This window comes from Streptomyces sp. NTD91 (genome assembly GCF_059510455.1).
The window spans coordinates 207,703-220,908 of sequence record NZ_JCAJZW010000003.1; the positions used below are offsets into that span (position 1 = coordinate 207,703).

General features: G+C 71.4%; 10 protein-coding genes and 1 pseudogene. 3 read left to right on the forward strand and 8 right to left on the reverse strand.

Translation table 11 applies throughout. The annotated features are described in order from the left end of the window. Positions 1–163: 163 nt before the first annotated feature. Positions 164–661, reverse strand: coding sequence for a hypothetical protein (locus tag AC5WRT_RS05485; protein WP_496096124.1), 498 nt, complete (start codon positions 659–661; stop codon positions 164–166). Positions 662–900: 239 nt separating this feature from the next. Here AC5WRT_RS05485 and AC5WRT_RS05490 point away from each other — a divergent pair, with 239 nt between their 5' ends. After that, positions 901–1,497: a YceI family protein gene (locus AC5WRT_RS05490; RefSeq protein WP_496096041.1), complete on the forward strand. Its 597-nt coding sequence runs from the start codon at positions 901–903 to the stop codon at positions 1,495–1,497. Positions 1,498–1,625: 128 nt separating this feature from the next. Here the strand turns inward: AC5WRT_RS05490 and AC5WRT_RS05495 are convergent, their stop codons facing one another. Both AC5WRT_RS05495 and AC5WRT_RS05500 read right to left on the reverse strand, forming a co-directional pair. Beyond that, positions 1,626–3,065 (reverse strand): hypothetical protein, encoded by a 1,440-nt coding sequence (locus tag AC5WRT_RS05495; RefSeq protein WP_496099981.1) that lies wholly within the window; start codon positions 3,063–3,065, stop codon positions 1,626–1,628. Positions 3,066–3,113: 48 nt separating this feature from the next. Beyond that, positions 3,114–6,128, reverse strand: coding sequence for a glycoside hydrolase family 3 protein (locus AC5WRT_RS05500; protein ID WP_496099982.1), 3,015 nt, complete (start codon positions 6,126–6,128; stop codon positions 3,114–3,116). 146 nt (positions 6,129–6,274) lie between these two features. On the opposite strand from AC5WRT_RS05500, the gene AC5WRT_RS05505 reads away from it, so the two are divergent. Beyond that, positions 6,275–8,413, forward strand: a complete 2,139-nt coding sequence (locus tag AC5WRT_RS05505; RefSeq protein WP_496099983.1) for a ricin-type beta-trefoil lectin domain protein — start codon at positions 6,275–6,277, stop codon at positions 8,411–8,413. Further along, entirely contained in the window at positions 8,410–9,009 is a 600-nt protein-coding gene (locus tag AC5WRT_RS05510) for a GOLPH3/VPS74 family protein (protein ID WP_496099984.1), read from the forward strand. Before AC5WRT_RS05505 ends, AC5WRT_RS05510 begins: the two co-directional genes overlap by 4 nt. 16 nt (positions 9,010–9,025) lie before the next feature. Here AC5WRT_RS05510 and AC5WRT_RS05515 read toward each other — a convergent pair. From AC5WRT_RS05515 to AC5WRT_RS05535, 5 genes and pseudogenes are all read right to left on the reverse strand, one after another. After that, positions 9,026–9,452 (reverse strand): annotated as a pseudogene (locus AC5WRT_RS05515) (VOC family protein). Positions 9,453–9,465: 13 nt separating this feature from the next. Further along, positions 9,466–11,076: a citramalate synthase gene (cimA, locus tag AC5WRT_RS05520; protein ID WP_496099985.1), complete on the reverse strand. Its 1,611-nt coding sequence runs from the start codon at positions 11,074–11,076 to the stop codon at positions 9,466–9,468. A gap of 284 nt (positions 11,077–11,360) precedes the next feature. Further along, entirely contained in the window at positions 11,361–11,486 is a 126-nt protein-coding gene (locus AC5WRT_RS05525; protein WP_496096130.1) for a hypothetical protein, read from the reverse strand. Positions 11,487–11,547: 61 nt separating this feature from the next. Continuing rightward, on the reverse strand, positions 11,548–12,150 hold the full coding sequence (locus AC5WRT_RS05530; RefSeq protein WP_496099995.1) for a TetR/AcrR family transcriptional regulator: 603 nt from the start codon (positions 12,148–12,150) through the stop codon (positions 11,548–11,550). 17 nt (positions 12,151–12,167) lie between these two features. Then, entirely contained in the window at positions 12,168–13,205 is a 1,038-nt protein-coding gene (locus AC5WRT_RS05535; protein WP_496096047.1) for an agmatine deiminase family protein, read from the reverse strand. Position 13,206: the final 1 nt, after the last annotated feature.

The following is a 13,206-nucleotide window of genomic DNA, read 5'->3' on the forward strand; positions in this document are numbered from 1 at the left end:
GGGCGTCGGCGTTGTAAGGGGGCCACAAAGACGTCACCGGAGAGCCGCCTCACATTCGTGGCCCGCACATGCCATCACCGGGGTGACGCGGAGCCCGGACGGCGGTCCACCGGATGGAGCACACCGGCCCGGCGCACCGACGGCATCTCCTCGCCGGCTCCGGTCAGCAGCCGCCGCAGTTGTAGTAGAGGGCGTCCCAGTGGGTGCCCTCGTCGGCGTAGACGTTGCCGGAGGCGGACTGCCACATCGGGTAGCCGTCGCCGCGCAGGCCGATGTAGCTGAAGTTGTTCTTGATGTACGACGTCACGCAGGTGTTCTTGCCGTAGTCGAGCTTGTAGCCGTTCCAGTGCGAGTAGGTGCCGGAGGCGTGACCGGTCTCGGTGCCGCCGGTGATGTTGAGGGCGCAGCCGCTGGCCCGCTTCAGGGTCTGGGCGCCCTGCGCGGTGGCGAGGTTGAGCTGGTCGAAGGACGTGCACGTGGAGTTGTAGCGGTCGGTGCAGTTGCCGGACGACGACCAGGTGATGCCGACCTGGCGGAACATCGACTCGGCGGTGGCCTGGCTGATCTTGGTGACGGCGAAGGCGTCGGTGGCGGTGCCGACGACGGCGGCACCGGAGGCGACGACGAGGGCGAGCGCGGTCAGGACGGAGCGGAGCCGCATGGGTCCGGCGAGCTTCATGGGGGGACCTTTCCTGCGAGGGGCCGTGCTTCCAGTGGGGCGGCTGTGCAGGTGGTGCACGCAGATGGTGCCCGAGATCTACGCGCGTCCGCCAGAGGGCGTACGGGATCACTCTGCGCGACGACGGAAACACACTGCGGATGATGTTGAAAACCGAACAGAATGGGTCTACTGTCGGAGTCACGGCATTAGTTTAACGTTCAACTGATTTGGAGCACGACATGAGCATCTTCAGCCGCAAGGACAGCACCCCCGCGCCGGCCGCCACGAACCCCGACCTGTCCGCACTGACCGGTGACTACACGATCGACCCGGCGCACACCACGATCGGCTTCACCGCCCGGCACGCCATGGTCACCAACGTCAAGGGCGGCTTCCACGACTTCACCGGCACGCTGCACCTGGACGGCGCGGACCCGAGCCGGTCCACCGCCGCCATCGACGTCCAGATGGCGAGCATCGCCACCGGCAACGCCGACCGCGACGGCCACCTCAAGTCCGCCGACTTCTTCAAGATCGACGAGTTCCCCACCATGACCTTCCGCTCCACCAAGGCGGAGGCCCTGGGCGGCGACGAGTACCGCATCACCGGCGACCTCTCCCTCCTCGGCGTGACCAAGCCGATCACCATCGACCTGGAGTTCAACGGCGCCGCGAAGGACCCGTTCGGCAACGAGCGTGTCGGCTTCGAGGGCAAGGCCGAGATCCTGCGCTCGGGGTGGGGCCTGACCTGGAACGCGGCCCTGGAGACCGGCGGCGTCCTCATCTCCGACAAGATCAAGCTGACCTTCGAGATCTCGGCCATCAAGCAGGCCTGAGCCCCGGCGGCCACCACGAGCGCGCCCGCTCCCCGGAAAGGGGAGGCGGGCGCTCGTACGTCCTGCAGACAGGGCTGCGGCCCTCCCTCGAACTCGCACCACACGAACTTGCCGGGGTTCCGCTCTGCCTAGAACCCCCCGCCGAAGTCACCCCCGCCACCGTCACCCCCGTCGAACCCCCCGCCGTCCCCGAACCCACCCCCGAAGTCGCCGGGATCGAAGTCGGTGCCGGACACGTCGCCCCCCTGGTAGGCGCCCCCGAAGTCACCGCCCCCGAAGTCCCCGTACCCGGTGCCGTAGTCGGCCGCGTACGACGGGGTGGCCATCATGCTGCCCAGCAGCGTGCCGACGAGGAGGCCGGGGAGGATGCCGCCGCCGAAGTACCCGCCCGCCCAGGGGCCGTAGGCGGGGCCCGCGTCCCAGTAGGGGCGGCGGCCGTACTCCGTGTCGACCTCGCGGATGACCGGGTCGCGGCCGTCGGCCAGCCGGGTGGCGTCGGCGGCGCAGACCGGAACCTGGCGCGGCGCCCCGCCGGGCGGGGTCCAGGTGGCGTCGGTCGCCGAGGGGCCGTGGCGCGGGTCGAAGAAGCAGGGCGGCCGACGCTCGGGCAGCGGGCGGCCCGCACGGCGGGCGGCGAGACAGGCCAGGGAGAAGCGGCCGTCCTCCAGGGCCTCGGTGACGGTACGGACGTCCTCGGGCCGGCTCGCGGCCGCCATGCGCTGCTTCGCCGTCTCGTAGACGTCCAGCGCGTGGGCGTAGTCGGCGCGCATCGCGTCGTCGGCTCCGGGTTCGCCGGGCCGGAAGTCGAGCCGGTCCAGTTCCTCGCCGAAGGCGGTGATGTCCTCGTCCACGACCACCCGCAGCCGGTCCAGGGCCGCCCGCTGCTCCTCGGCGCGCCGACGGCGGTTGCGGCGGACCAGTGCGTAGGCGCCGGCGCCGCCCGCCACCAGCACCGCGGCGACCGCGATCAGGGCCGTACCGGAGGATCCACCGCCGGAGCCGCCCCAGCTCTTCGGGGCGTGACCGCCCATGTGCGCCAGGGCCCGGTCGGTGAAGTCGGTGAGCTGAGCCTTGGCCGGCTCGCCCTTGACGCTGCTCACCAGGTTCGCCCGGGCCGTCGCCGACATGACGGAGGAGTCGGCGCGGGCGTCGAAGCGGTCGCCGAGGCGAATGCCGTACAGGCCGGTGATGCCGGTGGCCGCACGGAGGTCGGAGAAGAGGTTCGCAGTCGGGTGGCCGGCCGGGAGGACCGCGATGAACAGCGGCTTGTCCGCGTCCTCGATGCGTTGCGCGAGCGCGTCGGCGTCGGCCTTCGACAGCTGGGCCGAGGCGGCCGGGTCGACGTACACCGGACTTCTGCGAAGGGCCTCGGCGACGGCGGAGATGCTCGTGTCCGCCCTGACGCCGGACGCGGCGGCCGGGACTCCCGCGTCTGCTCCGGTCGCGGACGCGACGGCGGAGACGGCCTGGGCCGCTCCTGCTCCGGTCGCGGACAAGGTCGCCGCGACCAGGGCGAGAGCGGCCAACAGCAGGGCGGGCAGGCTCCGGGTCCACAGGACGGCCTTCATCCCTCGAAACTACCCGAAGCCCCCCATACTCGGGCATGGAGACAGGTCCTATGCCTCCCGGTACGCCTCGACCAGCCTCTCCACCGCCTCCCCGTACCGCCCGGTCAGCAGCAGATGGTCGGCGTCGGCGAACGGCTTGGCCACCGCCTGCGTCATCCGCTCCGCCACCCGGTTCTGCACGAGCAGCCGCGCCTTGCCCACCAGCTCACGCCCGGCCCGGTCGTCGCCCCTGCGCTCGGCCGCCGTCGCCGCCGCGCCCAGCGCCTTCAGGGTGGCCGTACCGCCCCTGGGCACGTAGGTGAGCGTGGTCAGGCCCCAGCCGTACGGGAACTGGGGGTCGTACGACGCGTCGCCGACGTTGATCGGCAGCTGGGATGCGGACTTGGGCCAGGTGACGGGGAGCTGTCCGGTGAAGGGCCGCCTGCCGTAGAGGACGTCGGCGACGCCCTCGCCCTCGGTGCCGGGCAGCCAGGACGCCACCAGCGCGTCGATCTCGCCGAGCCGGTCACCGATGAGCTGCGGGCGGCCGGAGACGATCAGCACCACGCACTTCATGGCCGCGCACACCTTGTCCACGGCTGCCTGGTCGGCCGCCGACAGCCGGAGGCTGTGCCCGTTGCCGACGTCGCCGACGCCCTCGGCGTACGGGGTCTCACCGACGACGACCACGCCCACGTCGTAGCCACCCGTCGGGGCGGAGGCGTCCTTGGAGTAGGTGACGTCGCCGCCGGCCTCGCGCATGCCCTGCAGGACGGTCGTGCCCTGGGTGTGGGTGCCGGAGGCACCCTGCCAGGTGACGGTCCAGCCTCCGGTCTGGTTGCCGAGGTCGTCGGCGTTGGACCCGGCGACGTAGACCTTCTGGTTCTTCTTCAGTGGCAGCAGTCCGCCGCTGTTCTTCAGCAGCACCTGCGACTCGGCCGCCGCGCGGCGGGCGACCGCCCGGTGCGCCGGGGAGCCGATGGCGGCGGCGCCGGAGGTGTCGGCGTAGGGGTGCTCGAACAGGCCCAGCTCGAACTTCTGGGTGAGAATGCGGGAGACCGCGTCGTCGATCCGCTTCTCGCTGATGCGGCCCGCCGTCACCTCGTCGACGAGCGTTGCGGTGAAGTCCTTGTAGGAGTACGGCACCATCATCATGTCGACGCCCGCGTTCACGGCCGTGCGGACGTGGGCGGCGTAGTCGCCGGGGAGCTGGTCGATGGCGTTCCAGTCGCTGACGACGAAGCCGCGGAAGCCCATCCGGCCCTTGAGCACACCGTTGATCATGTCGCCGCGGGCGTGCATCTTCACCGCACCCCTGCCGTCGCCGACGATGTCGAGGGAGGAGTACGACGGCATGACCGAGCCGATGCCCCGCTCGACGGCGGTCCTGTACGGCGCCAGGTGGATGTCCTCCAACTGCTGCCGGGTGACCGTGGTGACGCCCTGGTCGATGGTGTAGGTGCCGGTGGTGGAGGAGCCGTACGCGGTGCCGCCGTCGCCGACGAAGTGCTTGGCGGTGGCCAGCACCTTGTCGTCGCGGCTCAGGTCACGGCCGTCGGCCCGGCCCTGGAGGCCCTGGATCACGGTCTCCATGGACTGCACGAGCGCGGGGTCCTCACCGAAGGACTCGTAGGAGCGGCCCCAGCGTTCGTCGCGGCTCACGCACAGGCAGGGCGCGAAGTCCCAGGGGATGCCGGTGGCGCGGACCTCGGCGGCCGTCACCGCGCCTGTCTCCTGCGCGAGTCGGGGATCGCGGCTCGCGCCGACACCGATGTTGTGCGGCATGATCGTGGCGCCGGCCAGGTTGTTGTGGCCGTGGACCGCGTCGACGCCGTAGATCAGCGGGACCTGGAACCGGGTGGCCTGCGCCCGGAGCTGGAACCCGTCGATCATCTTCGCCCACGCCTCGGGGGTGTTCGGTGTGGGCGTGGAGCCGCCGCCGGAGAGGAGCGAGCCGAGGGCGTACGTCGTGATGTCCGCACCGCCGCCGACGGCGCCGCGCTCGGCCTGGGTCATCTGCCCGGCCCTCTCCTCCAGGGACATGCGGGACAGCAGGTCCGCGACGCGCTTGCGCACGGGCAACTTGGCGTCCAGGTACGGCAGTCCGTGCGCGTCGATGACGACCTGCGGCGTCTCGGCGGGTGCCTTCGCTCCAGTGACCGTGAGCTTCAGCGGGATCGTCCTCGCGGCCGCGGGGGCCCGGTTCTTCCGGGTGGGCACCTCGATGGTCCGCGTCGTGCCCGAGGCGGTGCCGGCCGGGAAGGTGAGGGTGCCCTCGGCCGGGGTGTAGTCCCGGCCCGCGGTGGCGGTGCCGTCCCCGGTGGCGTAGGTGACCGTCACCGGGTCGTCCACGGGTCGGTCGCCGGCCGTGGCGAGGGTGACCCCGACCCGGGCGGTGCCGCCGGCCCTGACGGGGTAGACGGGCGCGTCGGTACTGACGGAGGCCCGCAGTGCCTGGTCGGCCTTGCCGTACAGCTCGACGTCGTCCATGGCGAAGTCGCCCTTGGTGCCGGCCGGGAGGGTGACGGCGTAGCCCCACATCTGTGTGAGGCCGAGGACGTGGTCGATGCCGCCGACGGGCTGGTAGTCGGTGCGGTACTGGAAGTCGGTGAAGGGGATCTCGATCTGCTTCCAGCCGGTGAAGTCGTCGGTGAAGGACGTCGTCCACAGTTCGGAGGCCTCACCGTTCGCACCGCCGTCCTTGATCTCGAAGGCGATTCTGCGGCCGTTGTCCCGGCCCTCCCACCAGAAGCGGATGCCCTGGTGGGCGGACCAGTCGTGGGCGGGCCGGTCGGCGGCGAAGTCATGGGTGAAGCCGCCGTAGCCGCTGATGTCGTAGGTGCCGGCGAGGACCTTGGTCCCCTCGGGGGCGTCGGCGCGGTCGGTGAGACGGAGGGTGGGCGGGTCGTCGGCGTCGCTTCCCCAGGTGAAGATGCCGTCGGCGGGCTGGGAGGCGAAGGGGACCTCGCCCTCGAAGCGGTCGACGGGGGTCGGCGCGGGCTCGTCGGCGGCGTGCGCCGCGACGGACAGGGGCAACAGGGCGGCGAGCAGGGCCCCGGAGACGAGCAGGGCGGTTCTCGGCATGGACCTTCCCTTGGCTCTCATGGTTCACTCATGTCTTAGATCATGCCGTGAGTTAACTAACGGCCCGCCAACTCGTCAAGATGGCAGGCCAGTTGTGCTTCCCGGCGGCATCCGCTCAGTCGACCCGAGAGGAAGGGCGACGCACCATGAGGAGAACCCCCCGCACAGTCCGGCTGCTGCTGGCCGGGCTGCTCTCCGCAGCCGGCCTCACCGCGGCCGTGCCCCCCGCGCACGCGGCCGGTGAGCAGGTCACGGCCTGGCTCACGACCACCGACGACTCCGCCGGACGGCATGTCGTACGCGGACTCCAGGCCCAGACGCCGTTCGCCTTCCAGTCCGGCACCGGCGGCAGCGGCACGAACATCACCGTGGACGAGAACACCCGCTACCAGACCTTCACCGGCGGCGGCGCGTCCTTCACGGACACCGCGGCCTGGCTGATGAACAGCAGCGGGGCGCTGTCCCGGGCGACCCGGGACGCGACCATGCGCAAGCTGTTCTCGCCGACGGACGGCATCGGCCTGTCGTTCCTGCGCAACCCGATGGGCGCCTCCGACCTCGCGCGGTACGGCTACACGTACGACGACGTGCCCTCCGGTCAGTCGGACCCGTCCCTGGCGAAGTTCTCGATCGCCCACGACCTCACCGACGTCGTCCCGCTGACCAGGCAGGCGCTCCGGCTCGATCCCTCCCTGACGGTGATGGCCTCGCCGTGGACCGCGCCCGCCTGGATGAAGGACAGCGGCTCGCTCAACGGCGGCTGGCTCAAGGCCGAGGACTACGGCGCGTACGCGGGCTACTTCGTGAAGTACCTCCAGGCGTACAAGGACCAGGGCATCGACGTCTCCTACGTCACCCCGCAGAACGAGCCGACGTGCTGCTCCGGCTACCCGTCGATGAGCTGGAACGCCTCCGGCATCCAGTACTTCCTCAAGAACGACCTGCTGCCGCAGCTCCAGTCGGCGGGCCTGTCGACCAAGGTCCTGGCGCACGACTGGAACTGGGACACCTACGACTCCTACGCGGCGCAGTCCGTGGACGACCCGGCGATCCGCGACCACCCCAACTTCGGCGGGATCGCCTGGCACGGCTACGGCGGTGACGTCACCGAGCAGACCACGGTGCACGACAAGTACCCCTCGCTGGACGCCTTCGGCACCGAGCATTCCGGCGGCACCTGGATCGCCGACCAACAGCGCGAGGACATGGCCGACATCATCGACTACACCCGCAACTGGGCGAAGTCGGTGACCAAGTGGTCGCTGGCCGTGGACCAGAACATGGGCCCGCACGACGGTGGTTGCGGCACCTGCACCGGGCTGATCACCGTGCACGACGGCGACGGCGCGAGCGGCACGGTCGACTACACCGTCGAGTACTACGACATGGGCCACCTGACCAGGTTCGTCCGGCCGGGCGCCCAGCGGATCGCCTCTACGGCGTCCGCCACCGTGCCGAACGTGGCCTGGCGCAACCCGGACGGCAGCAAGGCGCTGATCGCCTACAACGGCTCCTCCTCGGCGCAGACCGTCACGATCGACTGGGGCTCGCAGCATGCCACCTACTCGCTGCCCGGCAGGACATCGGCCACCTTCACCTGGTCCGGGACCCGGTCCGGCGGCGGCGCCCCGACCGGCTCCTTCGTCGGCCTGGCCGGCAAGTGCCTGGATGTTGCGGGCGGTTCGAACACCAACGGCACCGCGGTGCAGCTCTACGACTGCAACGGTACGGCGGCCCAGCAGTGGACGGTCCAGTCCGACGGGTCGGTCCAGGCGCTCGGCAAGTGCCTGGACGTGACCTCGGGTTCGACGGTGGACGGCGCCGAGGTGCAGGTGTACGACTGCAACGGAACCGGCGCCCAGCAGTGGTCCTACGACCCTTCGACCGGTGACGTGGTCAACACCGCGGCGAACAAGTGCCTCGACGTGACGGACAACTCGTCGGCGAACGGGGCGAGGGCGCAGATCTGGTCGTGCACCGGAGGCGCCAACCAGAAGTGGCGACTGCGCCAGGGTCTGTCTGACACATCGGAGACCTGCCGCTCGCGGGGGTGCGGGCCGGAGCGGACGAACGCCGTACGCGGTGTTCGTCCGTGCGGCGGCACCTGCCGGGGCCCTTACCTCGAGGGGCGGCACGGGGACACCGGGTCCCCTCGGTCAGCTCCGGGCGGTCGGGCGGGCGATGAGCCTGCGCTCCTTCGAGCGGCTCGCCGGAAAGTCCCGCTGGGCGGGACGGGTGTGGCGTGCTGCGCATCGGGCGCCGACGGACCATGGTGGAGGGTATGACCACACCGCAGGATCTGTTCCTCGTCAGCCTCGACGTGCCCGGCGATCACCCCGTCGAGGCGGGTGATCTGTCGCTGGCCCTGGCGGGGGCCGAACTGATCGACCTTCTCGGGGTGCGGGCACTCGCCCTGGACGGTGAGCGGCTCGTGCCCGGCCCGGTGCTGACCACGGGTGACCGGATGCTGGACGAGGCCGGGGCCGCGCTCAGGCGCGAGGAGCCGTACGAGACGGTCGAGGACTGGCTGTGGCGCCGGGGTGAGGGACTGGCCACCACCTACCGGGACGTGCTGGACACCGAGGGGCAGCTGTCCGGGAAGCGGCACCGCTGGCCGCACCGGGCGGACAAGGCCGCGGCCGCCGACACCCCGGCCCGCCGGCACGCCGCCGACCGCTGGTGGTCCCACGAGCCGGTCCTCGCCGGGCTCGCCGCCACCCTGGGCATCCGGGGCGAGCGGCCGATCGAGGAGGAGCCCGGCGACGAGTCCGTCGTCACCGTCCTGGTGGCGGTCGGCGACGCGGTGACCGAGCTGGGGGCCGTGCGCGAGCGGCGCCGCATCGAGAACGCGGCCTTCGACAACATCTGGCGGGCGCCCTGAACGCCTGACGGGAGGGCTACCGCACCGGCTCGCCGATCCCCAGCAGGTTGCCCTCGCTGTCCCGGAACCACGCCGCGCCCCGCTCCCCGTGCGCGCCCGTGCCGGGGTAGTTGCCCTCGATCTATCTCGGCGATGCCGTCGCGGGTGCGGAAGCCGGGCGCGTCCACGTCCTCGAAGACCACCCCGCGCCGCCTCAGCTCCGCCACGACCGACTCCAGGTCGTCGACCTCGAAGGCCATCTGGGTGAAGGTGCCCGGCGGGGCTCCGGTGGAGCGGAACACCACGAACTCGGTCCCGCCGCACCGCTACAGCAGCCCGCCGGGGCGCTCGTCGGCGGGTTCCAGGCCGAGCGTGTCGGCGTAGAAGCGCCGGGCCCGCTCCAGGTCCCCGGCGGGCAGCCGGGTCGCCACACGGGCCCGGGACAGCGGATGGGTGTCGGTCATGCCTCCACTGTGACTACTCGGCCGGCGCCACGCCCGCCCGCAGCAGGCCGTAGGTGTACGCGTCCTCCAGGGCCTGCCAGGACGCGGCGATGACGTTGTCCGCCACGCCGACCGTGGACCACTCACCGGCGCCGTCGGAGGTGGAGATGAGCACGCGGGTGGTGGAGGAGGTGCCGTGCACGCCCTCCAGGATGCGGACCTTGTAGTCGACCAGGTCCAGCTTGGCGAGCTGCGGGTAGATCCGCTCCAGGGCCACGCGCAGGGCGCGGTCGAGGGCGTTGACCGGGCCGTTGCCCTCGGCGGTGGCGACGATCCGCTCGCTCTTGGCCCACAGCTTCACCGTGGCCTCGTTGGCGTGGGTGCCGTCGGGGCGGTCCTCCACGATGGCCCGCCAGGACTCCACGTCGAAGTACTTCAGCGGACGGCCCTCGGCCTCGGCGCGCAGCAGCAGCTCGAAGCTCGCGTCCGCCGCCTCGTAGGTGTAGCCCTTGAGCTCGCGTTCCTTGACCCGCTCGACGACCCGGCCGACCAGTTCCCGGTCGCCGCCGAGGTCGATGCCCAGTTCCTTGCCCTTGAGCTCGACCGAGGCGCGGCCGGCCATGTCGGAGACGAGCATGCGCATGGTGTTGCCGACCAGCTCGGGGTCGATGTGCTGGTAGAGGTCCGGGTCGACCTTGATCGCGGAGGCGTGCAGGCCCGCCTTGTGCGCGAACGCCGACACACCCACGTACGGCTGATGGGTGGAGGGGGTGAGGTTGACGACCTCGGCGACGGCGTGGGAGATCCGGGTCATCTCACGCAGCCTGCCCTCGGGCAGCACCCTCTTGCCGTACTTCAGCTCCAGGGCCGCGACGACCGGGAAGAGGTTGGCGTTGCCGACCCGCTCCCCGTAGCCGTTGGCCGTGCACTGCACGTGCGTCGCGCCCGCGTCCACCGCCGCCAGGGTGTTGGCGACCGCGCAGCCGGTGTCGTCCTGGGCGTGGATGCCGAGCCGGGCACCGGTGTCCGCCAGGACCGTCGCGACCACCGCGTGGACCTGCGCCGGCAGCATGCCGCCGTTGGTGTCGCACAGGATCACGACATCGGCGCCTGCCTCCGAGGCCGTACGGACGACCGCCTTGGCGTACTCCGGGCTGGCGCGGTAGCCGTCGAAGAAGTGCTCGCAGTCCACGAACACCCGGCGGCCCCGGCCCTTCAGGTACGACACCGTGTCGCGGACCATCTCCAGGTTCTCGTCCAGCGTCGTGCGCAGCGCCAGTTCGACGTGCCGGTCGTGCGACTTGGCGACCAGGGTGATCACCGGGGCGCCGGAGTCGAGGAGCGCCCTGACCTGCGGGTCCTCGGCGGCTTTCGTGCCGGCGCGGCGAGTGGCGCCGAAGGCCACCAGCTGGGCGTGCCTGAAGTCGATCTCCGCCCGGGCGCGGGCGAAGAACTCGGTGTCACGGGGGTTCGCGCCGGGCCAGCCGCCCTCGATGAAGCCGACGCCGAAGTCGTCCAGGTGCCGGGCGATGGCGAGCTTGTCCGCGACGGTGAGGTTGATGCCCTCGCGCTGCGCGCCGTCGCGCAGCGTCGTGTCGAAGACGTGGAACGAGTCGTCGAGCTCGCTGGTTGCCGTCTCGGTCATGGTCTCAAGGCTCCTGTTGTGGATCTTCGGTCTTACCGGAATGACCGGCTCCACCGTCCCCCCAATGGTCCCTCGCGCACCGCTTCCGGCAGCGGGTGGGCCGGAAAACGAAAAAACCCCTCGCGGGTGCGAGAGGTCTGCGCGCGGGTCGAGGACGACGGTGGCCACCCGCACCTGGTCGTACGAGGTGGTCACTGCGGACCGGCGCGCCTGCTGCCAATAATCATGGCGAACGAGAGCACGGGGGCAGTTTGGCACAATCCGCCCCCGACTCGCCGCCCGTCTCAGGATGCGGTCGTCACACTGGAATGCGTACGGTCCCTCGACCGGGCGAGGTCCAGGTCCTTCGTCTCCCGCATGGTGACGTACACCACCAGGGAGACGGCGGCACAGGCCGCCTTGCCCGGCAACGGAGGAAACGACTCCTTTGCCCGCTCCGGCGTTCCTGGCGGGCCGACCTGCGGCCGGGCCTCACGGCAGCAGTGACTCGTTGATGAACTCCCGCACATGGGCCAGGACTTGGTCCCGGTCGGTGCCGCGCAGCCCGATGGCGACGTGGATGGAGAAGCCGTCGAGCAGCGCGCGGAGCCGCGTCGCGAAGCGGTCCGCGTCGACCCGGCGGAACTCGCCGCGCGAGACGCCCTCGGCGATCAGGGCGACCAGGTCGCGGTGCCAGGCGCCCTCGATGGCGGACTGCCGGGCACGCGCGTCGTCGTCGGCGTTCTGCGAGCGGTTCCAGACCTCGAGCCACAGGGTCCAGTGCGGGTCGCGGTGGCCGTCGGGGACGTACAGGTCCACGTAGGCGGCCAGGCGCTCGCCGGCGGTGCCGGGGCCGGTGAGCAGTCGGCCCCGATCCGCCCCGAGCCGGCCCTCGCTCCACTCCAGGGTCCGCAGCAGCAGTTCGTCCTTGGAGCGGAAGTAGTACAGGAGATGGCCGCTGCTCATGCCGACCTCGCGGCCGAGCGCCGCCATGGTGAGCTTCTCCAGACCACGGTCGGCGATCATGTCCATGGCCGCGGCGAGGACCTCCTCGCGCGGCGGCGCGTTCCTCCGCGCCCGTGCCGCACCGGCCATCCCTGTCTCCTGCACGCTCACACCTTCGGCTGCTGCTGGGTGATGCAGTGGATGCCGCCGCCACCCGCAAAGATCGTACGCGCGTCCACCAGGGTCACCGTCCGCTCCGGGAACAGGCGGCGGAAGATCCCGGCGGCGATCTCGTCGCGGGGGTCGTCGAAGCCGCACAGCACGACGCCGCCGTTGCAGAGGTAGTGGTTGATGTAGGAGTAGTCGGCCCAGTGGCCGTCGGCCTCCAGGACGGTCGGGGCGGGCACCTCCACGACCTCCAGGGCGCGGCCGCGAGCGTCCGTCCGGGAGCGCAGGATCCCGATGACCTCCCGGGTGACCTCGTGGTCGGGGTGGGCCGGGTCCGGCTGGTGGTGGGCGACCACCACGCCGGGGCGGGCGAAGGCGGCCACGATGTCGACATGGCCGAGGGTGCCGAAACCCTGGGGGGGATAGTCGCCGGTCAGACCGCGCGGCAGCCAGATCGCCCTCTCCGTGCCGAGGTGGGCGTGGATCTCGGCCTCGACCTCCGCCTTCGACCAGTGCGGATTGCGCTCGGGGCCGAGCTGAACGGTCTCGGTGAGCAGCACCGTGCCCTCGCCGTCGACGTGGATCGCACCGCCCTCGTTGACGAGCCTCGAGGCGTACGTCCTGGCACCCGCGAGGTCGGAGACGTACGCGGCGATCTTGGCGTCGTGCCCCCAGCGGGCCCAGTCCTGTGCGCCCCAGCCGTTGAACGTCCAGTCCACGGCGGCCAGTTCGCCCTTGCCGTTGGTGAGGAAGGTGGGGCCGATGTCCCGCATCCAGGCGTCGTCGAGGTCCCGCTCGACGGTGTCGACGTCCGGGCCGAGCAGTGCCCGCGCCCCTGCGGACTGGCCGGGGCCGCAGACCACGGTCACCGGCTCGAAGCGGCGGATGGCGCGGGCCACGCCGGCCCAGGCCTTCCGGGAGGCGGCGAGGTCGTCCGGGTCCTCGAAGGTGGGGTTGGGGCCGGGCCACGCCATCCAGGTGCGCTCGTGCGGGGCCCACTCGGCGGGCATGCGGAAGCCGTCGGCGGCAGCAGACATG